This is a genomic window from Pseudomonas sp. B22(2017) (genome assembly GCF_002113105.1).
Classification (GTDB): Bacteria; Pseudomonadota; Gammaproteobacteria; order Pseudomonadales; family Pseudomonadaceae; genus Aquipseudomonas; species Aquipseudomonas asiatica.
The window spans coordinates 331,644-353,977 of sequence record NZ_NEJN01000001.1 but is presented as its reverse complement, the minus strand read 5'-3'; the positions used below and the strand labels follow the sequence as shown (position 1 = coordinate 353,977).

The following is a 22,334-nucleotide window of genomic DNA, read 5'->3' as shown; positions in this document are numbered from 1 at the left end:
GAGCGGCCTTGTGTCGCGAAAGGGCTGCGGAGCAGCCCCAGAAATCAGCGACAGAGCAGTAATTGCTGGGGCTGCTCCGCAGCCCTTTCGCGACACAAGGCCGCTCCCACAAAAAGCATCAGGACCGTGGCACCCTGCTGTATCAGCCGCGCTGCGGCACGCCCTTCACACCCGGCTGGCGATTCGGCGCCATGCCGTTGGCCTCGAGGGTCTGCTCGATGCTGTCGTACTGCTGCCCGATGCGGTAGATGGCGCGTGCTTCCTTGCCGCTGGCAATCTCGCGGCCCAGCTCATGGGCCACACGCACGGTCTGCTGGATCTGCTGCACCGAGGTGAAGCGCTTGCCATGCTGGTCGATGATGGTGTCTTCGTTACCGCAGCGTGGGTGCAAGCCCATGGCCAGGGCCATGGTGTTGAACGGCAGCACGTTCTTCAGCAACGATTCGGCGGTCAGGGTGCAGCCGTCCGGCGCGCGGTGGATGAAGTTGAAGAAGTTGAACGGGTTGGGGCCGTCGAAACCGCCGCCAATGCCGATCCAGGTCAGGTTCAGCGGGCCCATGTAGTCACCACGGCGGACGATGCGCTCGAGCGTCTCCAGGGCATGCATGCCGGTCAGCTGGAAATGCGGCTGGATGTTGCTGGCCTGCAGGCGGCGCAGGTGCTCGCGGACCCAGGCCGGGCCGGCCGGCACGGTCATTTCGCTGTAGGCTGCATGAATCGCCGGGCTGGCCAGCGAGGTGCCTTCCAGGTACTCGGGGTACAGCAACTCCATGATGTTCATCTGCGTGGTGTTGATGGCCACGGTCACCTGGTCGGGGCGCGGCGTCAGCTCGGCGAGCATGTGCCGGGTGTCGTCCGACAGCCACTTGGCCGCCTCGCCCTCGCTTTCCGGGGCGAAGGAAATCGATCCGCCAACCTGGATGATCATGTCCGGCACCGCTTCGCGCACCCCGGCGATCAGCTCGTTGAACTTGGACAGGCGCTTGGAGCCTTTGCCGTCCAGCTCGCGCACGTGCAGGTGCAGTACGGTGGCACCTGCCTCGTAGCAGTCGACAGCCTTCTGCACCTGCTCGTCCATGGTCAGGGGAATGTCTTCAGGGAAGTCTTCGGGCATCCACTCCGGCCCATAGGGGGCCACGGTGATCACCACCTTTTCCATGTTTTCCGGGTGCAACGAATCGTCGAAGAATTGCATGCTGTAGTCCTCGCTATTGTTATTGTGCGGTTGCCGCCAGCGACGGCGACGAACTCAGAACGTGGGGCTGCCCTTGATCCCGGCGCGCTCCATCTTGCGATGGCACGGCGGGTAGTCCATGACGGCGTAATGCTGTGTGCTGCGGTTGTCCCAGATCGCCACGCTGTTGGGCTTCCAGCGCCAACGCACCTGGTACTCCGGCAGGTAGGCCTGGCTGATGAGGTAGCGCAGCAGGTCGCTGGCGCCGGGGTTGGCGTCCTGGCCGAAGCGCACCCGCTGCGGGGTGTGGTAGTTGCTGAAATGGGTGGTGAAGGCGTTGACGAACAGCACCTGCTCGCCGGTTTCCGGGTGGGTGCGCACAACCGGGTGCTCGGCATCGGGGAACTGCGCCTTCAGCGCCAGGCGCTTTTCCAGCGGCATGGCGGCGCCAAAGCTCGCCTCGATGCTGTGGCGGGCGCGCAGGCCTTCGATCTTGGCCTTCACATCGCCTGGCAGGTTTTCATAGGCCAGCACCATGTTCGCCCACATCGTGTCGCCGCCCACGGGCGGGCATTCGATGCAGCGCAGCACACAGCCCATCGGCGGGGCCTCGCGCCAGGTGGCGTCGGTGTGCCAGGCATTTTCATAGCGGTCGTTGGGCTGGTCCGGGCGCTTGTAGATCTGTACCAGGCCCGGATGCTCCGGGTCGCTGCCGGCCACCGGGTGGTCCTCCAGGTCGCCGAAGCGGCGGGCGAACGCTACATGTTCGGCGCGGCTGAAGTGCTGGTCGCGCAGGAACAGCACACGGTGCCGGAGCAACTGCGCGCGAAGCTGGGCGAACAGGTCGTCGTCGTGGATCGCGTCGGCCAGGTTGACCCCACTTACCTCGGCACCGATCGCGCAGGTCAGTTGTTCGATGTGCATGCTGTTGCCCTCTTCAGATGACGAAGATCGACGAGCCGGTGGTCTTGCGCGCTTCCAGGTCACGGTGGGCCTGGACGGCATCCTGCAGTGCGTAGTGCTGGTTGATCTCGATACGGATGCGCCCGCTGCCGACGTGATCGAACAGCTCACCGGCCAGGTCGGCCTTTTCCGCCGGGTCGGCGATGAAGTCGGCCAGTGCCGGGCGGGTGAGCTGCAGCGAGCCCTTGATCGCCAGCAACTGCGGGTCGAACGGCGGGATGGTGCCTGACGCCGTGCCGACGCACACCATCAGGCCGCGGCGCTTGAGCGAATCGAGCGAGCCCATGAAGGTGTTCTTGCCAACGCTGTCGAACACCACGTTCACCCCCACCCCGTCGGTCAGCTCACGCACGCGCGTGGCAACGTCCTCGACGCTGTAGTTGATGACGTGGTTGCAGCCATGGGCGCGCGCCACTTCGGCCTTGGCCTCGGTGGACACCGTGCCGATCACGTTAAGCCCCAGCAGCTGCGCCCACTGCGCGACGATCAGGCCGACCCCGCCAGCAGCGGCATGCAGCAGCACGCTGTCGCCGGGTTTGAAGTCATGCAGCCGACGCAGCAGATAGGCCGATGTCAGGCCGCGCATGGTCATCGCGGCGGCGGTTTCGAAGGCGATGGTATCCGGCAGCTTGATCAGCGCGGCAGCAGGGATCAGGCGCTCGGTGCAATAGGCGCCCAGGGTGTTGAGGAAGCCGGTGTAGGTGACCCGGTCACCGACTGCCACCTGGGTCACGCCCTCGCCCACCGCCTCGACCACGCCGGCCGCTTCCACGCCAATGCCGTTGGGCAGCGGGATCGGGTAGGTGCCGTTGCGGAAATAGGTATCGGCGTAGTTCAGGCCCACCGCCACCTGGCGCAAGCGCACCTGCCCCGGGCCGGGCTCGCCGACCTCGGCGTCCTCGTAGCGCAGCACCTCGGGGCCACCGGTCTGATGGAAACGTACGACTTTGGACATGCTTGTCTCTCCAATCATCGATCTGGACGCATGGCGTCAGTTCTGGGTGATTGGACTGTATGCCCTTGATGTGCGGGGTGCTTCGCATCGGACGACAGCGGGTTTTCATTTGATGACAGGACGTGCGTCGACCTGCCGTTCAACAAAACGAGGTTTTATTCATGAGTATCCTTGATGGTTATCCATGGCCAGACTAATACTTAAGTCTCTGCCTGGGGAGGCACGAAAAATGCAACCAAGATTCGTTATCGTTCCCGCTGTGCCGATCGAAAAGGAGTCGTTCCGCGTGGGTAGCCGCTATTACGCCGCTACCGTTTGTGGGGGGTTCGACATTTACGACAACCAAGCGAAGGAGCGGCTCAAGCCCAGCTATCCAAGCAGGTCGGATGCGCAGGTGCAGTGCGAGCAGCTGAACAAGCGCGGTGATGTAGGCTGATCGCGGGCGCAACTGTCTTACCCAGAATCCAGACGCCTGTGCGATCCCTGTAGGAGCGGCCTTGTGTCGCGATGGGCTGCGCAGCAGCCCCCGGCTCTTGCGTTGATGCACAGATTGCCGGGGCTGCTACGCAGCCCATCGCGACACAAGGCCGCTCCTACAGGGGTCCCGTGTTCGTGGCCTCGCCCTGCTGCCAACCGGCAATCAGGCGCTGGGCATTCTCCTCGCAATCCATCCCCTGCGGCTTGTCTTCCATGCCTGCAATAACCGCCAGCAACTGCGCGCGGTTGTGCGCCAGCCGCTGCTGCATCGCTTCGATCTCCGCCACCTTGCGCTTGAGGCTGCCCAGCAATAAATCATGCCCACCCGCCGCAGCCCCGGAGGCATCGGTGAGTTTGCGCATTTCTTCCAGGCTGAACCCGGCCTGCTGGCCGCAGGTGATGATCTCCAGCGCCCGCACCACCTGCTCCGGGTAATCGCGGTAACCATTGCCCAGGCGCCGCGCAGCAATCAGTCCGCTGGCTTCGTAAAAGCGGATACGCGATGCACTAAGCCCCGTGCGTCGCGCCAGTTCACCAATTTTCATTGCGGCAGCATTCCCCTCTTGACCTTAAAGCTGACTTTAACCTTAGCCTTTTCCCGAACCTAGCCCACGTGCGCAAAAACCGATGCGTGGCAACCCTTTCCGGAGATCGCCATGACGCCGTTCCAGCCCCTGCACCTGCCCAATGGCAGTGTCATCCCCAACCGCATCGCCAAGGCGGCGATGGAGGAAAACCTGGCCAACCCGGACCAGACCCCTTCCGACCAGCTGCTGCGCCTTTACCAGGCTTGGGCCAAGGGCGGTGCCGGGCTGTTGCTGACCGGTAACGTGATGGTCGACCCTGGCGCCATGACCGGCCCAGGTGGCGTGATGCTCGATGCCAGCCAGCCACTGCAACGTTTTCGCGACTGGGCGCGCATCGGCCGCGCCCACGGCGCGCAGTTCTGGATGCAGATCAACCACCCGGGCCGGCAGATGCAGGCCAACCTCGGCCAGCCCACCGTAGCGCCTTCGGCCATTGCCCTGGACATGGGCGATTTGTCAAAGCTGTTCCCCCTGCCCAAGGCACTGGACGAAGCCGAGATCGGCGCGTTGATCCAGCGCTTCGCCCGCACTGCGGCGCTGGCTGAAGAAGCTGGTTTCAGTGGCGTACAGATCCACGCTGCCCACGGTTACCTGCTGAGCCAGTTTCTTTCGCCACTGAGCAACCAGCGCCAGGATCGCTGGGGTGGCAGCCTGGAAAATCGCGCGCGGTTGCTGCTGGAAGTGGTCAAGGCCGTGCGCGAGGTGGTTTCGCCCGGTTTCGCCGTGGCAGTGAAACTGAATTCGGCGGATTTCCAGCGCGGCGGTTTCGAACCGGCGGATGCGCGCCAGGTAGTGCTGTGGCTGAATGAATTGTCGGTGGACCTGGTGGAGCTGTCGGGCGGCAGCTATGAGGCACCGGCGATGCAGGGTGATGCCCGCGATGGGCGCACCCTGGCTCGCGAGGCCTACTTCCTGGAGTTTGCCCGGGAAATCGCCGCTATCGCGAAGATGCCGGTGATGGTCACCGGCGGTATCCGGCGGTTGCCGGTGGTCGAGCAGGTGCTGGCCAGCGGTGTGGCCATGGCTGGGATTGCCACGGCGTTGGCAGTCGAGCCTGCCCTGCCCCGGCGCTGGCAGAACGGCGAGCCGACGGCAACCGCCGAACTGCAGCCCATTCGCTGGAAGCGCAAGGCCTTTGCCGCACTGGCCTACATGGCACTGGTGAAATTGCAGATGCGCCGCCTGGCGGCCGGCAGCCGGCCCAAGGCGCATGCGTCGCCCTTGCGCGCCTTGTTGCTGGAGCAAGGCTGCACGTTACTGCGGGTGCGGCAGTACAGGCGTATGATGAAAAGCCGAGCGGATTGATGGTGTGATCGCAGAGCCAGGCGTCGCACATTCGCGCTGGGAGCACTGCCTTCATCGGCATCCTCTACCGGAGCACTGCCATGAACAAACCCTTTCACGCGCTGATCCTTGCACTGGCAGCGCTTTCTGCCTGCTCGTCCAACTCCGCGCTGTACCACGACCAGCCGCTGGTGGCGAAAGTCACCAACGGCATGAGCAGAGACCAGGTCATGCAGGTAGGCGGCAAGCCCGCTGCGGAGACCGAACGCACCGTGGTGCCCGGCACCTGTTTCGACTACATGCTGACCAAGGCCGACAACCGGCAGCCCTACAGCGTAAGTTTCGACGGCACAGGCAAAGTGGACAATACCGCGTTCATGACCTGCGCCGAGTGGAGCAATGCTCAGCGCAGGGCCCGCCTGCCCAGCATGGGCGGCTCTAGCGGATCAGGTTACTGAGTCAGTCCAGGCATTCCCTGGCTGCCTGGCGCAATTTGTCGCCAGACAGGAAGCTGCCCTTGTAGAAAGTCGCGCGGCTGCCCTCGTGGGAATCGACTACGTCCAGCACATCATCGGATGCCACGGGGCTGGGTGCCGTCAGCCGATAGCCGTGGGCGATCGATTTCTGCGTGGCTTGAGGCGCCAGTGCTTGCCATTTGGGTAGTACGCAAGCGGCGTATTGCTGTGGCGATTTGTGAGTCAGTTTGCTGGCAGTGGGTTTGCCAGGGGTTGCGCAGCCGGCAACACCGGTGACCACCACGGCGAAGAGAAAGATACGAAACATAGACATTTGCAATTAGCCATCAAGGATACGCTGCATTCTAACGGGGGTTGTATTGGCTTACCAATCAACCAAAGTCTCGCAGCACAGGCCCACCTGATATTTCTGCCAGTAGCCTGGGTGCGTGAAGGCTGGGAAAGTGAACCCTGCCAATAGCCTTCGGAGCACGCACCATGCAAAAGAACACCAACCGCACGCACTTCTTTTATCAGAATGGAAAACTCATCACCTTGAGTGTTGGTGAACAAGGTCGCAGCATTTTTCGTAATGCAGATATGCCACTGGCCGAACTACAAACAGAGGGCACGCACTCGAGCGAATTGCTGGTGACGGACGACAAAGGCTCAGTACTTAACGTTCTGGAAAATAGTAGCGGCAAGGATCGACAAGAATGAAGGCGCTGGCTGACACCAGCGCCAGGCTTCAATCCAGTGCGCCGTTCAACACCTCGTAGATGATCCCCGTAGCGACTGCCACCAGGATCAGGTCCGCCCCCGCCTGCATCCACTCATAGCCATCATAATGAGGGAGTTGCCCCAGCAGCCTGCCATCCAGCTTCTTGGCGATACCTGGCGGTAGAGGTTTGCCACGGGCCAGGTTCTTCTGAATGCCGGGGGGCAGCGCCGGCCCTGCGCTCCAGTAGCCACGGTGCCCGTCAAGAATGCCAAGCACATCGCCACGGTTTATCGACGGGCCACCATACGAGCCCCCGTGACCTTGACCATGCTGGCCCTTGTCCTTGCCGTGGCCCTGCCCTTTACCATTACCCGGGTCGGCATAAGTGAGCGCCGGCCCCACTGCCAGCGCGATCGAGGTAGCGATAACTGCCCATCGACGCTTTGCCATAGCTGTTTCCTTACACCAGAGACGTCCCAGCACTGTAGACCAAAACCCGGTTCAGGGTGGAAGTCCCCAAACCCGGGTCAGGGCTTGGCACTCCGATAGAGCATGATGGCTGCCACATCAAGGGCCAGCACGCCAATGGCGAAGAGAAACATGAAACAAAGATCTTCTGGAAGCATGGCCGTATCCCCGAATGGGCAGGTTTTCAGGGATGCAGCAATTCCCGTTCCAAACACCTCGCTGAACGAGCCTGCCCATCTGCTATCGAGATGATTGCTCCGTAACCACGACATCAGCCGGTAATGTTCCAGCGCGGCTTTCCCATTTTGCGACCACGATCGGCGCCAGCGCATTGCCGAGCACGTTCAGTGCCGTAACGGGCATGTCCATCAATCGATATACCCCTGCAATCAAGGCCACGCCTTCCAAAGGCAAACCTGCCGCCGTCAGGGTTGCAGTGAGAATCACAAACATAAACCCGGGCACTCCGGCAGCGCCTTTGGACGTCAATACCATGATGAATACCAGCATGACCTGGTCTGCCAAGGCCAGTTCAATATTGTAAGCCTGCGCGATAAACAGTGTACCCAGGCCCGCAAACAGCGACGCGCCATCCAGGTTGAATGAATAACCCAATGGGATCACCAGCGAAGTGATCGTACGCGGTATACCCCTTGCTTCGGTCTTGGCCATCAATTGCGGCATGACGGTGGCAGAACTCGCGCTGCTGAAGGCCAGTATCAGTTCACCCTTGAAGGCCTTGATGATCTCAAAGATATTCTCTCCAACAGCTCTGGCAACAAGCCCCAGCACGACAATTGCAAAGAACAGTACCGCCACATAAGTGATGGCAATCAGTTTTGCCAACGGCAGCAGTGAGTCAATCCCGAAGGTGGACACGGTGACGGCGATCAGGGCAAAGATGCCGATCGGTGAGTAGGCCATAACCATATGAGTGACCTTGAACATGGTATCCACCACCGTCTGCAGCACCGCAACCAACGGCTGTTTCCTGGGTTCATCCAGCGTAGACAGTGCCACCCCGAACAAGATGGCGAAGAACAGTACCGACAACAGCTTCGCCTCTGCCATTGCCGCCACTACATTGTCAGGAATGATGCCCAACAGTACCTTGCCGAGCCCTGCCGAACCATTTTGCACCGGTGGCACTGCTTCACTCGCCGATGAAACGGCGAAGCCCGCACCGGCGCCTGGCTGGAGCACGTTACCGACCAGCAGGCCGAAAATGATTGCGACCCCGGTCACGGCAAAGAAATAGACAAGGCTCTTTGTTCCCACCCGCCCCAAGGCGCGCTTGCCAGAACCGGCTATGCCTACCACCATGCAGGAAAACACCAGCGGCACGATGATCATTTTCATCAGTTTTATAAACGCATCGCCCGCCGGCTGTAGCACTTGCTCGGTCCACCAACCCTTGTAATCGGGAAAATGATTCAATAGCAGGCCAACGCATATACCGACAGCCAGACCAATTGCAATTTGCGTGATTAAATTTATTTTTATTCTCACAGGACTGATCTCTGCTTTTATAAAACACTAGGAGGCAAAGATTGCACTCAAGTTCTTGAACCCCTTGATTTCGATCGGATTACCACTTGGGTCCAGGAAAAACATTGTCCTCTGCTCGCCAGGCTCACCCTCGAAACGTACAACCGGTGGAATTTCGAACTGCACACCCAGAACTTCAAGGCGTTCAGCCAAGGCTTGCCAGCGATCCAGAGGCAATATCACCCCGATATGAGGCATCAGTACAAGGTGCGGGCCGACCTTGCCAGTGCGGCTGGTTTCAAAGGGCTTGCCCACATGCAGAGATATCTGGTGACCAAAGAACTCGAAGTCTACCCACGTATCAGTGCTACGCCCCTCGACACAGCCAAGAACCTCTTTATAGAATTTTCTTGCTTCATCCAGATCTTTGACATGATAAGCAACATGAAAGGGTGTCAACATGATGGTACTCCTCGAACGGAGCCACTATCCTCACACCGCCCGGCATTCATGTACACCAACTGACACTTGGTCTGAGCATAAGCATTACTTATGGACATTCAAAATCTGGAAAGCCTCATATCTGTTGTTGAATGCGGCTCCATTGCGGGTGCGGCAAAGAAAGCAAATGTTTCAGCCGCTGCAATAAGTTTGCGCATTCGAAATCTGGAGAAACACTTGGGCTGCACTCTCTTCAATAGAGAGGCACACGCGATAAGGCCGACAGAACAGCTGCTGGCATTAATTCCACGGATACGTTGCATCGTCGAGCATGCCAATCAGCTGAGGAACGACCTCAACGCCGACACGCTGACCGGGGAACTGCGCATTGGCGCCATATCAACCGCCCTCACCGGCCTTGTACCGGCAGCACTGGAGCATTTGTCTTCCTCCGCGCCCGACCTCAAGCTCACCATCACGCCCGGTGACTCGAAACTGCTTCATGACAAGCTGATCAATCAGGAACTGGATGCGGGAATCCTGGTCGCGCCCCCCTTCAAGACCGCAAAATCGTTGAGAACGCTCACCTTGCGCAGCGAACCGCTGTGCTTGTTGGCACCTGCCGCGGCCTCCCGGGCTGAAGCACAGGCAATGCTGGCCACCGGGCCCTATATCCGATATGCCGTCGATTCCTGGGGCGGCCTGATAACCCAGCGCTATCTGGACGATCTGGGCCTCGCGCCAAGCGTGGCTTGCGACCTTGATGCGCTCGAAGCCATCAGCCTGCTGGTGTCGCTGGGGCAAGGCGTTTCCTTGGTACCGCAATGGCCGTCATTGCTGGAGCAATCGCCAAACGCCCGGATTCTGAGCGAAGAACCAAGATACTGCCGCGACATAGTGCTGGCCTACAGTGCCGGCCATCACCGCACCTCGGCAATCAAGCTGCTGGCATCCGTACTGATGGCCTGACGCTCCAGCTCAGTACAGACGGGCCTTGATCAGCGGGCGCAGCAAATAATTGAGCACGCTGCGCTTGCCGCTGAGGATATCCACCTCGGCAACCATGCCGGGGATGATCGGCAGCACCTCCTCGCCGCGCTTGAGCTGGCTGCCGTCAGTGCGGATCAGCACCTGGTAGTACGACTCCTTGCCATGGGGCGTGTCCTCCTCGATGGTGTCGGCACTGATCTGCTCCAGGGTGCCCTTGAGGTCACCATAGATGCTGAAGTCGTAGGCAGTGATCTTCACCTTGGCCGGCATGCCCGGTACCAGGAAGGCCACGTCGCGCGGCTTGATCCTGGCCTCGACCAGCAGGCGGTCCTCCACCGGGATCACTTCCATGATCGCTTCGCCGGGCTGGATCACCCCGCCACGGGTGTTGATCAGCACGGTGTTCACCCGCCCACGCACCGGCGAAACGATCCCGGTACGGCGCAGTTGGTCCTGGCGCTGCTGGACGATCGGCTCCAGGGCACTGAGGTCGGCCTTGCGCTGTGAGCGTTCGGTATAGGCATCCTGGAAGTAGCTGCTCTTCAGCTCGGTCAGCTTACCGTTGAGGGTAGCGATGTCCTGGCTCAGCCGCAGCGCCTCCATCTGGCTCACCGCACGCTTGGCCACCAGCGGGCGGACCAGGTCGAGCTGGCTCTGGGCCAGGCTGATCTGCCTCTGGATCGCCTGGCTGCCTTCGAGCAGCTTGTCCCGCCGCGACTTGAACAGCTCGCGCTCGGAACGCGCCAGCGGCCCTTGCGGGTCGATGTCCGGCGGGAACTCTATCGCCGCCTTGCCCAGCACCTCGGCGTCCAGCCGGGCGATGGCCGCGCGCAGCACGCCGGCCTGGTTGGCCGACTCCTGGAAGTTGGTGAGAAAGCGCGTCTCGTCCAGGCGCAGCAGCAGCTGGCCGACCTCCACCAGGTCGCCCTCCTGCACCAGCAGGCGGTCGAGAATGCCCCCTTCCAGGCTCTGGATCTTCTGGATGCGGCTGAACGGCACCACACGCCCATCGCCGCGCGTCACTTCATCGAGCTCCGCCCAGGCAGCCCAGGCAACGAACAGCAAGACGCTGCCGAGCAGGGTCCAGAGCAGCGGGCGATAGACCGGGTGAGTGGTCGCCAGCAAGGGGTCGGCCAGTTGCCGGCGCAGCACTACAGAACTTTTTTCAGCTGCCATGGCCGACTCCTTCGGCGACCTGCGGCGCCTGCACCTGGTTGCCCAGCACCACCTGGTTCAGCGGGCCGTCCATGATCACCTGGCCGTTGCGCAGCACCACTGCACGGTCCACCAGCGCCAATACGCTTTTCTTGTGGGTGGTGATGATCAGGGTGCGCCGGCCCAGCCATTTCTGCAGGTAGTCGATGACCTGTTTCTCGCTGTTCTGGTCGAAGGCCGCGGTCGGCTCGTCGAGCAGCAGGATCGGCGGGTCCTGCAACAGTACGCGGGCCAACCCCACCGCCTGGCGCTGGCCGCCGGAGAGGCTGGCATTTCCCTGGATCGGCATATCCAGGCCCAACGGGTGGGCGCGCACGAAAGTACCCAGCCCTACGCCATCGAGGGCTTCCAGCAATTCCTCGTCGCCCAGCGCGGCGTTGGCCAGGTTGAGGTTTTCCCGCAGGCTGCCGTGGAACAGCGCCACATCCTGCGGCAAGTAACCGATGCCGCGCTGGCGGTCGGCCGGGTCGAGCTGGCTCAGGGCGATGTCGTCCAGCAGCAGCCGGCCGGATTGCGCGTCGAGCAGGCCACTTAGCAGCCGCAGCAGGGTCGACTTGCCGGCGCCGTTGCCACCGAGCAGCGCTACCCGCTCGCCGGCCTGGATGTTCAGCGCCTGCACGTCGACCACCGGTGGGCTGTCGCCGTGGGCCAGGCGCAGCGCCTCCAGGCGGTAATGCCCGTGGAGCCGGTCGCGGTGCACGAAGCGCTTGCCGGCGGGCCGCTCCTGCTCGGCGGACATCAGCTGGTCGAGCCCCTCCAGCGCCACCTTGGTATGTTGCCAGCGGCCAAGGATGGCGGCAGCCTGGGACAGTGGTGCGATGGCCCGCGAGGCCAGGATCGAACAGGCCACCAGGGCACCGACGGTCATCGCGCCGTCGCTTATCCGGTAGACGCCGAACACCACCACCCCGACATAGCACAGCTGCTGAACGATACTCGCCGAATAGCTGAGGGTCGAGGCCAACGCATGGGTCTTCATTGCAGTACCGGCCAGTTCCCCGGTGAGCGTCTCCCACTGCTGTTGGCAGCGGCCTTCGGCACGCGCGGCCTTGACCGTCTCCAGGTGTTCGAAGGCTTCCAGCAGCACGCTGTTCTTCAGCGCCCCCTCGCGCAGGTTCTGCCGCGACAGGTGCCCCAGCAGGCGCTGGGTCAGCAGCCCTGGCAGCAGCATCAGCACACAAGCCACCAGCGGCACCCAGACCACATGGCCGCCGATCACGGCAATGATCAACAGGAAGATCGCCACGAACGGCAGGTCGCTGATCAGTGCGGCGCTGGACGAAGTGAAGAACTCGCGGACCGACTCGAACTCACGCACCTGGGTGCTGAACGCGCCCATCGACGCCGGTTTGGCGGCGATCCGGGTACTCAGCACGCGCGCGAACAGCAGGCTCGACAACTGCAGGTCCAGGCGCTTGCCGAGAACGTTCAGCAGGTGCCCGCGAAGGATCCGCAATACCCCGTCGACGATGATCGCCAAGGCCACGCCGCTGGCGAGTATCCACAGGGTATCGAAGGCTGCGTTGGGCACCACGCGGTCGTAAACCTGCATGGCGAACAGCGCCGAGGCGACGGCCAGGACGTTGGCCACCAGGGCCGCCGCCGTGACTTCCGCATAAGAGCGCCAGAGCCGCTTGAGCGGCCCGAAGAACCAGTGCTCCGGCAGGCCGCTGGCGTAGTCGCCCACCCGCCCATCGGGGCGGTAGCGGCACTTGGCGAACACCGCCGTGCCGCTGTAAAGCGCCTCCAGAGCGGGCCGCGCCATGCACTCACGGCCGCCGTCGCTCTGCGGCACCAGCACCTCGTACTGCTCACCCTCGATGCCAACCAGCAGCAGGCTGCGGCCATCGTCGAGCAACAGCAGGGCCGGCAGCAGGTAGGCGTCCATCTGCCGCAACGGCAGCTCCGCGACCCTGGCAGTTATGTCGGCGCGACGCAGGGCGCGGGCGACCAGGCGCAGCGGCAGGCGTCCGTGCTCCAGTGCCAGGCCGTCGACCAGTTCGGCGTCGCCCAACGGCCGGCCCAGTTGCCGACACAGCAGCAGCAGGCCCTGGCGCAGCGGGTCGTCGTGGTTCAGGGTCACGACATTATCCGGGGATTGTTCAACTTCCATGATTCAACCGATTCTCCAGTAATGCCCCCAACAGCCCGACCTGCGCGGCCGCCCGGTACTCGATGCGCTTGCGCTCGATGTGCAGATTGATCAATTGCCGCTCGGCCTCGAAGCGTTCGCGCTGCACGTTGAGCAAGTCGATCACGTCGCGTCGGCCGACCTCGAATTGCTCGCGGTACAGCTCGCCAACCTGCTCCGACTCCGTCACCTGCTGGCTCAGGGACTGTTCCCGCCACCGTAGCGTGTCACCGTTGTCGAACAGCGTCTGCAACTGCCGGCGGATGTCACGCTGCATCGCATCGGCCGTCCATTGCGCCGACTCCAGACGCTGTTGCGCAGCAGTCGGCCGACGGAAGTTGGAAAGCCCCTGGAAGGTATCCATGCGAAAGCGCAGCGACATCACCGAGTCGCTTTCCGGGCGACCGCCGATCTCCCGGCGCAATGCGGAGGCCTCCAGGTTCAACTGCGGCAGCAATGAAGCCTTGGCCTCGCGGACTTGCGCCTCGGCGACATTGGCGTCCTCCAACGCCTTGCGCTGCAACGGTGACTCGCGGATCACCCGCGTCATGTCGCTGGCAGCCAGGTAGCGCTGCAGCGACATCGGCTCGGGCTCCACCAGCTCGGAGGGGTCCTGGCCAACCAGGATCGCGTACTGGTTGCGCGCGTCCTGCAGGTTGCCCTTCTCCAGCGACAGCTGTTCCTGGGCACGCGCCAGTTCAAGGTTGGCGCGGTCCAGTTCGCTGCGGTCGGCGTAACCATCGCTGCCGCGCGCCTGGGTCATCTCGCGGATGCCGTCCAGACGCTGGATGTGCTGGCGCACCGTTTCCACCCGGCGCTCCGAGGCAAGCACGTCGAGGTAGGTCTCGACGATATCCAGTGCAGCATCGTCGCGCGCCACCAGCACCGCCTCGGACAGTTTGCGCCGGGTGGCGCTGGCGCTGTCGACCTTGCTCGTCACCCTTCCCCAGTCATACAGCATCTGCGATACGGTGACGTCGTAGACGACCTCGCCAACGTCGAACTCCTGCGGCCCCCCGGACATGGTGACGGAGGGGTAGTAACCACCCTTGGCGATCTCTACCTCGGTACCCGCACGGTCCGCTTCGGCCATCGCCGAACGCACCTGCGGGTGGATCGCCAACCCCGCCCGCACCGCCTGGTCGAGAGGAATGGCCGGCGCGGACAGCGGCAGCCCGAAGCACAGGAGCCAAAGGGCTCCCGCGCCACGGCGCCTTCCCTTGAGCACGGACAGGCCGCGCATCAGACCACGACCTGTACCGTGTTGTCCTCGATCAGCAGGGTACTGCTGCCAAAGTTGTAGACATCGTAGGTAATGCCGTTGACCTGCTGGGTGGTTCCTGTGTTCACGGCACCCACCACGTTGAGGGTGTCGTTGCTCTCGCCAGTGATCTGCAGGATGTTGTTGCCATCGGTGATGGCGTCGACCTCCGCCGCAGTCAATGTCAGCACGCTCCCCGAGTCGCCCTTGCCGAGGTCGATACGCTCGATGTTCGAGAGCGTGCCAACGCCGACGGCGTTGTAGTCGAGGTCGATGCCGTCGGCCAGGATCAGGGTGTCGAAGCCCGCACCGCCGTCGATGCTGGTGAAGTCGGTCGCGGTGATCTGGATGGCGTCGTTGCCATCGCCTGCCACTACCTGATCGCCGGTCCCCACGTTGAAGATCAGGTCGCTGCCATCGCCTCCATTGATGTGCTCCGAACTGCCGTCCGACCCGGACATGACATCGTCCCCCGAGGTGCCGTTGACGTCGATCTGGCCGATATTCAGCGACAGCCCGTTAGGGGCAAGGGTGATGCCGTAGGCCGAGCTGTCATTGCCGTTGGTGTCGGTGGCGACAACGTTGAACGAGATCTGCGAGCCCAGGTTGAGGATATCGGTGATGTTCAACCCCAACTGGGTGAGGACGGTCGGGCTCAGCAGGTTCAGCGAGAAATTGCCGGAACTGTCCGCCTGGATCGGCAGCAGCTCGACGTTCAGCGCCGGGGTGATGACACGGATCACCACGCTGGAGTCCGGCTCGGTGGTGCCACTGAAACCGAACCGCGGGTTCAGCGGGTTGAGGCTGACATCGACGCCGAAGTTGCCGATGGTCACTGGCTGCTCGATGCTGCTGCCGACGCCGATGGTCGCCACATTGCTCGGGTTGCCGGCCGGGTCCTCACCGATCACGGAGACTTGAGCATTGAGCAGTTGGTCCAGGGTAAGGTCGATGTCCAGGTCGGTGAGCAGGTTCAGCGAAGCCAGCCCGCTGTTGTCGGCAGTTACCGTGGCGGTGGCAGTGACCCCGCCGACGTCCACGGTGACCGTCAGTTCGGTCCCCGGATCGGTGGAGATGGTCAGGATGCTGCCCACCAGCGACAGCACCGGTGTTGCAGGCGGAATGGTGTCGACGGTGAACGGCACCGGGTTCGACGCGATACCGCCATTGATATCGGCGGTGACGGTCGAGGCGCCCTCCGGGAACGGCCCCATGCCATCGCCAGGGGGTATGGTCACGGTGACGCTGCCGGCCAGGATGTCACCGGCGGTGATGGTGTGCGTTGCCTGCGTCTCGTAGCCGTTCTGCCCGGCGAAGGCGACGGTGATCACCTGGCCGACCTGCATGGTCGGGCGGATCGTCACGTCGACCTGGATGCCGTCGCTGATCTCGGCAGCGTTGATCCAAGTATCAGCGGCCTCCGGTACGCTGATGGTCGGCGGAGCCAGGTCCGGCGCGTTGATCGTTGCCGGGCCGCTGAGGTTGCCGGCAGCGTCGGCGGTGACCCCGCTGATCAGCTCGCCGGTGATCAGCGGTGGTGCCAACGGCAGGCTGAAGTTACCGGCGCCGTCGACATTCACCGTGATCGGGTTGGCGGTATCGCCGTCGATCACGAGGCGCACCTGGCTGTTCGGCTCGGCGGTACCGGTCAGCAGCGCACCGTCGGCACTGATGCTCAGCAGCGGCGCCGACGGCGCCACCGTGTCGACCGTGGTACTGGCCGGGCCACTGCTGTTGCCGGCGGCGTCCTGGGCCACCGCGGTGACCACCGTGCCATTGGCCAGCGGCGTGGTTGGGGTGAAGCTCCAGTCGCCACTGCCGTCGGCGGTCGTCTCGCCGATCGGGTTGCCGCCATCATCGGTGAGGATGACGGTGGCGCCGGGCTCAGCAGTACCCGTGAGGACCACACCATTGCTCGGCTCGATAGTCGGCGCGGCCGGGGCGATGGCGTCAACGGTGACGCTGCTCGGCCCGCTGGTATTGCCGGCCGGGTCCTGGGCCACGGCGTTGATCACCGTGCCGTTGGCCAGCGGCGTGCCGGGCGTGAACGACCAGTTGCCACTGCCGTCGGCGGTCGTCTCACCGATCGGGTTGCCGTTGCCGTCGGTGAGGATCACCTTGGCCCCGGCTTCGGCGGTACCACTGATCTCGGTGCCGTTGCTCGGCTCGATCGTCGGCTGGCCGGGGGCTACCGCATCCACCGTGGTGCTGACCTGTGGGGTGCTGGTGTTGCCAGCGGCGTCCTGGGCCACGGCGTTGATCACCGTGCCGTTGGCCAGCGGCGCACCAGGCGTGAAGGCCCAGTTGCCAGTGCCGTCAGCGGTCGTCTCGCCGATCGGGTTGCCGTTGCCGTCGGTGAGGATCACCTTCGCCCCGGCTTCAGCGCTACCCGTGATCACGGTCCCGTTGCTCGGGTCGATCGTCGGCTGGCCAGGTGCGACTGAATCCACCGTGGTGCTGGCTGGCAGGCTGGTGTTGCCGGACGGGTCCTGGGCCACGGCGTTGATCACCGTGCCGTTGGCCAGCGCAGGCGCAGGCGTGAAGGTCCAGTTGCCACTGCCGTCGGCGGTCGTCTCGCCGATCGGGTTGCCGCTGCCGTCGGTGAGGATCACCTTGGTCCCGGCTTCGGCGGTACCACTGATCACCACCCCGTTGCTCGGGCTGATAATCGGTGCGGCCGGGGCGATGGCGTCAACGGTGACGCTGGCCGGCCCGCTGGTATTGCCGGCCGGGTCCTGGGCCACGGCGTTGATCACCGTGCCGTTGGCCAGCGGCGTGCCGGGCGTGAACGACCAGTTGCCACTGCCGTCGGCGGTGGTCTGGCCGATCGGGTTGCCGCTGCCGTCGGTGAGGATGACAGTGGCGCCGGCTTCGGCAGTACCACTGATTTCCGTGCCATTGCTCGGTTCAACCACCGGAGCGGCCGGCGCCACGCCGTCCACGGTAATGACCGCCGGCGCACTATCGGTCCCACCGGGGTTGCGCGCCACCGCGTTGACCACGGTGCCATCCGGCAACGGAATGCCGGGTGTGAACGACCAGTTACCGGTGCCGTCGGCGGTGACCTGGCCGATCGGGTTGCCGCTGCCATCGGTGAGGATAATGGTGTTACCGGCATCGGCAGTACCGCTGATCACCGAGCCGTTACTCGGGTCGACCTGCGGAATCGACGGCAGCGACGAGTCCACGGTGGTGCTACCTGGAGCACCCGTATTGCCGGCGGCATCGGTCGCCGTGGCGTTGACCACGGTGCCATTGGGCAGTTGTGTGCCCGGGGTGAACGTCCAGTTGCCGCTGCCGTCGGCAGTGACTTCGCCAATCGGATTACCATTGCCATCGGTGAGAGTCACGGTGCTGTTCGGCTCGGCAGTACCGTTGATCACGGCGCCGTTGCTCGGATTGACCACTGGCGCGGCGGGTGCGATCGAATCCACCGTGGTGCTGTCCTGCGGGCCAGTGTTGCCGGCTGGGTCCTGGGCGACGGCGTTGACCACCGTGCCATTGGCCAGCGGCGTGGTCGGGGTGAAGCTCCAGTCGCCGTTGCCGTCGGCGGTGGTTTGGCCGATGGGGTTGCCGCTGCCATCGGTCAGGATGACGGTGCTGCCCGGCTCGGCGGTGCCGCTGATTTCGCTGCCGTTGCTTGGCTCGACGACTGGTGCGGCCGGGGCTACCGAGTCCACTGTGGTGGCGGCCTGCGGACCGGTGTTGCCGGTCGGGTCGGTTGCCGTGGCGATGATTACGGTACCGTTGGCCAGCGGCAAGCCGGGGGTGAAGCTCCAGTTGCCGCTGCCGTCGGCGGTGACCTGGCCGATCGGGTTGCCGCTGCCATCGGTCAGGGTGACGGTGGCACCCGCTTCAGCGGTACCGCCGATGGTCGTGCCGTTGGTTGGATTGATTACCGGTGCAGCCGGCGCGCTGGAATCGACGGTGACCGTCGCTGCCGGGCCGGTGTTGCCCGCCGGGTCGGTCGCCGTGGCATTGACCACCGTGCCATTGGGCAACGGCGTGGCTGGGGTGAACGTCCAGTTGCCGCTGCCGTCGGCGGTGACTTCGCCAATGGGGTTACCGCTGCCGTCGGTGAGGGTCACGGTGCTGTTCGGCTCGGCGGTGCCGCTAAGACTGCTGCCGTTGCTGAGATTGATGGTAGGTACACCCGGGGCCACGCCGTCCACGGTGGTGCTGGCCGGCCCGCTGGTATTGCCGGCCGGGTCGGTCGCCGTGGCGTTGATCACGGTTCCGTCGGCCAGCGGCGTACCGGGGGTGAAGCTCCAGTCGCCGCTGCCGTCGGCAGTGGTCTGGCCGATCGGGTTGCCGCTGCCATCGGTCAGGGTGATGGTACTGCCTGGCTCGGCGGTGCCGCTGATTTCGCTGCCGTTGCTCAGTTCGACCACTGGTGCGGTCGGGGCTACCGAGTCCACCGTGGTGGCGGCCTGCGGACCGGTGTTGCCGGTCGGGTCGGTTGCCGTTGCGATGATTACGGTACCGTTGGCCAGCGGTGTGCCGGGGGTAAAGCTCCAGTTGCCGCTGCCGTCGGCGGTGACCTGGCCGATCGGGTTGCCGCTGCCATCGGTCAGGGTGACGGTGGCACCTGCTTCAGCGGTACCGCCGATGGTCGCGCCGTTACTCGGATTGATTACCGGTGCAGCCGGCGCGCTGGAATCGACGGTGACCGTCGCTGCCGGGCTGGTGTTGCCAGCCGGGTCACTCGCCGTGGCATTGACCACCGTGCCATTGGGCAACGGCGTGGCTGGGGTGAACGTCCAGTTACCGCTGCCGTCGGCGGTGACTTCGCCAATGGGGTTACCGCTGCCGTCGGTGAGGGTCACGGTGCTGTTCGGCTCGGCGGTGCCGCTGAGGCTGCTGCCGTTGCTGAGGTCGATGGTGGGCACGCCCGGGGCCACGCCATCCACGGTTGTGCTGCCCGGCCCGCTGGTATTGCCGGCCGGGTCGGTCGCCGTGGCATTGACCACGGAGCCATCCGGCAACGATGTGCCTGGGGTGAACGACCAGTTGCCGCTGCCGTCGGCGGTGGTCTGGCCGATGGGGTTGCCGCTGCCGTCGGTCAGGGTGATGGTGCTGCCCGGCTCGGCGGTGCCGCTGATTTCGCTGCCGTTGCTCGGCTCGACCACCGGCGCGGCCGGGGCCACCGAGTCCACTGTAGTGCTCGATGGAGCGCTGGTGTTGCCGGTCGGGTCGGTCGCGGTGGCGTTCACCACGGTGCCGTTGGGTAACGGGCTGCCCGGAGTGAAACTCCAGTTGCCACTGCCATCGGCGGTGACCTGGCCGATCGGGTTGCCGCTGCCATCGGTCAGGGTGACGGTGGCACCTGCTTCAGCGGTACCGCCGATGGTCGCGCCGTTACTCGGATTGATTACCGGTGCAGCCGGCGCGCTGGAATCGACGGTGACCGTCGCTGCCGGGCTGGTGTTGCCAGCCGGGTCGCTCGCCGTGGCATTGACCACCGTGCCATTGGGCAACGGCGTGGCTGGGGTGAACGTCCAGTTACCGCTGCCGTCGGCGGTGGCTTCGCCAATCGGATTACCACTGCCGTCGGTGAGGGTCACGGTGCTGTTCGGCTCGGCGGTGCCGCTGAGGCTGCTGCCGTTGCTGAGGTCGATGGTGGGCACGCCCGGGGCCACGCCATCCACGGTTGTGCTGCCCTGCCCGCTGGTATTGCCGGCCGGGTCGGTCGCCGTGGCATTGACCACGGAGCCATCCGGCAACGGTGTGCCTGGGGTGAACGACCAGTTGCCGCTGCCGTCGGCGGTGGTCTGGCCGATGGGGTTGCCGCTGCCGTCGGTCAGGGTGATGGTGCTGCCCGGCTCGGCGGTGCCGCTGATTTCGCTGCCGTTGCTCGGCTCGACCACCGGCGCGGCCGGGGCCACCGAGTCCACTGTAGTGCTCGATGGAGCGCTGGTGTTGCCGGTCGGGTCGGTCGCGGTGGCGTTCACCACGGTGCCGTTGGGTAACGGGCTGCCCGGTGTGAAACTCCAGTTTCCACTGCCGTCGGCGGTGACCTGGCCGATCGGGTTGCCGCCGGCATCGGTCAGGGTAACGGTGCTGCCCGGTTCAGCGGTGCCACTGATCGTGGTGCCATTGCTGGGGTTGACCACTGGTGCAGCCGGGGCCTGCGCATCCACTGTCGTGCTCGTCGGAGCGCTGGTGTTGCCAGCTGCATCCTGGGCCACCACGTTGATCACGGTACCGTCGGGCAGCGGTGTCGCGGGGGTGTAGCTCCAGTTGCCACTGCCATCGGCCGTCACCTGGCCGATCGGATTACCGCTACCATCGGTGAGGGTCACGGTGCTGTTCGGCTCGGCGGTACCGCTGAGGCTGCTGCCGTCGCTCAGGTCGATGGTGGGAGCGCCCGGCGCCACGCTATCCACGGTGGTGCTGCCCTGCCCGCTGGTATTGCCAGCCGCGTCCTGGGCCACCGCGTTGACCACGGTACCATCGGGCAGCGGGGTCGCGGGGGTATAGCTCCAGTTGCCGTTGCCATCGGCCGTCACCTGGCCGATCGGGTTACCGCTGCCATCGGTAAGGGTCACGGTGCTGTTCGGCTCGGCGGTACCACTGAGCTCGGTACCATTGCTCGGGTTGATCACGGGTGCCGCTGGCGCCACGCCGTCGATGATGATGCTGGCGGGCGGGCCGCTGTTACCGGCGGCATCCACTACCACTGCTTTGACCACCGTGCCATCGGGCAGTGGGCTATCGGGTGTGTACGACCAGTTACCGTTGCCGTCGGCAGTAGTCTGGCCGATGGGGTTGCCGTTGCCGTCGGTGAGCACCACGGTGCTGCCCGGCTCGGCGGTACCGCTGATGCTGGAGCCGTTGCTCGGGTTGATTTGCGGCGCATCGGGGAAGTCAGGGGCCTGCACGGTCGCGGGCGGGCTGCTATTGCCGGCCGGATCGGTCACCACCACGGTAACCGTTTCGCCGTTGGTCAGTGGCGGATTCAGTGGAATCTGGAATTTGCCGTCGGAGCCGACCACCACGCTGACGTCGGTTTGCCCGTCGCCGTTGCTGTCGATGCCCACGGTGGCGCCCGGCTCGGCCGTGCCGCTGATGCTGCTGCCATCTGGGGCAATCTGCAGTCCGCTGGCAGGCGCCGGTGCCGTGGTGTCAGGCGGCACACTGCCGTCACCGCCGCCACCACCGCCGCCGCCATCGTTGCTGTTGGCGATCGCGACGCCGCCGCCAATGATCGCAGCCCCAGCCAGCAATGCAGCGCCGGGGCTGAGCCCGGCAATGGTGCCGTCGGCGCCAGTGAGCGACTCGAACCCGGCCGCAGTTTCCTGGGGCACATAACCTGCCAACAGCGGCCCATCGGCAGCGACCGGGGGCAGGTCGACGGCCAGCAGCTTGTCCCGGTCTACCAGGTACAACTGGCTTACCGGCTGCCCTTCGACATAGAAGTTGGCAATGCGCAGGCTCTCGCCAGACTTCAGTTGTACGATCAGGTCCGCCCCGCTTTTTGTGTAGCTCGTCACGCTTTCGGGAGCAATATCCAGAACAATGTTACTGCTCTGAGTAAGCGTCAGGATTCCGTTATCGGGGATTGCGATAGGGGCGGCAGAATTAACACTTTGAGCGAGGGGAGATACCTTGGCCTGAATCGACATACGTGACAGTCCTTTTGTCAACAGCACGACCGAGCGATCGCACGCGTATAACCAGAAATAGCACGCCCCCCATAAAACGCCAGACGCTCTTTAAAATAT

The 22,334-nt window shown here is 64.1% G+C and carries 17 protein-coding genes; 5 read left to right on the top strand and 12 right to left on the bottom strand.

Annotated features, from left to right (window positions below; genetic code table 11):
* Positions 1–142: 142 nt before the first annotated feature.
* The 3 genes from CAG18_RS01865 to CAG18_RS01855 are packed head-to-tail and all read right to left on the bottom strand — an operon-like array spanning position 143 to position 3,092.
* Positions 143–1,195 (bottom strand): 3-keto-5-aminohexanoate cleavage protein, encoded by a 1,053-nt coding sequence (locus CAG18_RS01865; protein ID WP_075045141.1) that lies wholly within the window; start codon positions 1,193–1,195, stop codon positions 143–145.
* A 54-nt stretch (positions 1,196–1,249) separates the two neighbouring features.
* Positions 1,250–2,098 (bottom strand): TauD/TfdA family dioxygenase, encoded by an 849-nt coding sequence (locus CAG18_RS01860; RefSeq protein ID WP_013972530.1) that lies wholly within the window; start codon positions 2,096–2,098, stop codon positions 1,250–1,252.
* Positions 2,099–2,111: 13 nt separating this feature from the next.
* On the bottom strand, positions 2,112–3,092 hold the full coding sequence (locus tag CAG18_RS01855; protein ID WP_015270228.1) for a quinone oxidoreductase: 981 nt from the start codon (positions 3,090–3,092) through the stop codon (positions 2,112–2,114).
* Positions 3,093–3,321: 229 nt separating this feature from the next.
* Between CAG18_RS01855 and CAG18_RS27220 the strand changes: the two genes are divergently transcribed.
* The gene (locus CAG18_RS27220; RefSeq protein WP_015270227.1) at positions 3,322–3,528 is read left to right on the top strand and encodes a hypothetical protein; all 207 of its coding nucleotides are present in this window, start codon (positions 3,322–3,324) and stop codon (positions 3,526–3,528) included.
* A gap of 157 nt (positions 3,529–3,685) precedes the next feature.
* Here the strand turns inward: CAG18_RS27220 and CAG18_RS01845 are convergent, their stop codons facing one another.
* Entirely contained in the window at positions 3,686–4,114 is a 429-nt protein-coding gene (locus CAG18_RS01845; RefSeq protein WP_054571973.1) for a MerR family transcriptional regulator, read from the bottom strand.
* 111 nt (positions 4,115–4,225) lie between these two features.
* Here CAG18_RS01845 and CAG18_RS01840 point away from each other — a divergent pair, with 111 nt between their 5' ends.
* Positions 4,226–5,461 (top strand): NADH:flavin oxidoreductase/NADH oxidase family protein, encoded by a 1,236-nt coding sequence (locus CAG18_RS01840; protein WP_085720082.1) that lies wholly within the window; start codon positions 4,226–4,228, stop codon positions 5,459–5,461.
* An 80-nt stretch (positions 5,462–5,541) separates the two neighbouring features.
* Positions 5,542–5,898: an osmotically-inducible lipoprotein OsmE gene (osmE, locus tag CAG18_RS01835; RefSeq protein WP_015270224.1), complete on the top strand. Its 357-nt coding sequence runs from the start codon at positions 5,542–5,544 to the stop codon at positions 5,896–5,898.
* A 1-nt stretch (position 5,899) separates the two neighbouring features.
* On the opposite strand, the gene CAG18_RS01830 is transcribed toward osmE, so the two are convergent.
* A complete protein-coding gene (locus CAG18_RS01830) occupies positions 5,900–6,229 on the bottom strand; it encodes a hypothetical protein (protein ID WP_015270223.1) in 330 nt (109 codons plus the stop codon).
* A 164-nt stretch (positions 6,230–6,393) separates the two neighbouring features.
* Between CAG18_RS01830 and CAG18_RS01825 the strand changes: the two genes are divergently transcribed.
* Entirely contained in the window at positions 6,394–6,615 is a 222-nt protein-coding gene (locus tag CAG18_RS01825) for a hypothetical protein (protein ID WP_080604868.1), read from the top strand.
* A gap of 28 nt (positions 6,616–6,643) precedes the next feature.
* On the opposite strand, the gene CAG18_RS01820 is transcribed toward CAG18_RS01825, so the two are convergent.
* The 3 genes from CAG18_RS01820 to CAG18_RS01810 form a co-directional block, all read right to left on the bottom strand.
* Positions 6,644–7,066, bottom strand: coding sequence for an anti-virulence regulator CigR family protein (locus CAG18_RS01820; RefSeq protein ID WP_015270222.1), 423 nt, complete (start codon positions 7,064–7,066; stop codon positions 6,644–6,646).
* Positions 7,067–7,324: 258 nt separating this feature from the next.
* Entirely contained in the window at positions 7,325–8,593 is a 1,269-nt protein-coding gene (locus CAG18_RS01815) for a cation:dicarboxylate symporter family transporter (RefSeq protein ID WP_085720079.1), read from the bottom strand.
* 27 nt (positions 8,594–8,620) lie between these two features.
* Positions 8,621–9,034: a VOC family protein gene (locus CAG18_RS01810; protein WP_085720077.1), complete on the bottom strand. Its 414-nt coding sequence runs from the start codon at positions 9,032–9,034 to the stop codon at positions 8,621–8,623.
* A gap of 90 nt (positions 9,035–9,124) precedes the next feature.
* Here CAG18_RS01810 and CAG18_RS01805 point away from each other — a divergent pair, with 90 nt between their 5' ends.
* Positions 9,125–9,982, top strand: coding sequence for a LysR family transcriptional regulator (locus CAG18_RS01805; RefSeq protein WP_085720075.1), 858 nt, complete (start codon positions 9,125–9,127; stop codon positions 9,980–9,982).
* Positions 9,983–9,991: 9 nt separating this feature from the next.
* Here the strand turns inward: CAG18_RS01805 and CAG18_RS01800 are convergent, their stop codons facing one another.
* From CAG18_RS01800 to CAG18_RS01785, 4 genes are read right to left on the bottom strand one after another with little or no spacing between them, the layout of a single operon-like run.
* Positions 9,992–11,179, bottom strand: a complete 1,188-nt coding sequence (locus tag CAG18_RS01800) for an HlyD family efflux transporter periplasmic adaptor subunit (RefSeq protein WP_085720073.1) — start codon at positions 11,177–11,179, stop codon at positions 9,992–9,994.
* Positions 11,169–13,331, bottom strand: a complete 2,163-nt coding sequence (locus CAG18_RS01795; protein WP_085720071.1) for a type I secretion system permease/ATPase — start codon at positions 13,329–13,331, stop codon at positions 11,169–11,171. Before CAG18_RS01795 ends, CAG18_RS01800 begins: the two co-directional genes overlap by 11 nt.
* Positions 13,321–14,592 (bottom strand): TolC family protein, encoded by a 1,272-nt coding sequence (locus CAG18_RS01790; RefSeq protein WP_085720069.1) that lies wholly within the window; start codon positions 14,590–14,592, stop codon positions 13,321–13,323. Before CAG18_RS01790 ends, CAG18_RS01795 begins: the two co-directional genes overlap by 11 nt.
* On the bottom strand, positions 14,592–22,235 hold the full coding sequence (locus CAG18_RS01785) for an Ig-like domain-containing protein (RefSeq protein ID WP_085720067.1): 7,644 nt from the start codon (positions 22,233–22,235) through the stop codon (positions 14,592–14,594). The genes CAG18_RS01790 and CAG18_RS01785 overlap by 1 nt, the downstream gene beginning before the upstream one ends.
* Between the last annotated feature and the right edge of the window lie 99 nt (positions 22,236–22,334).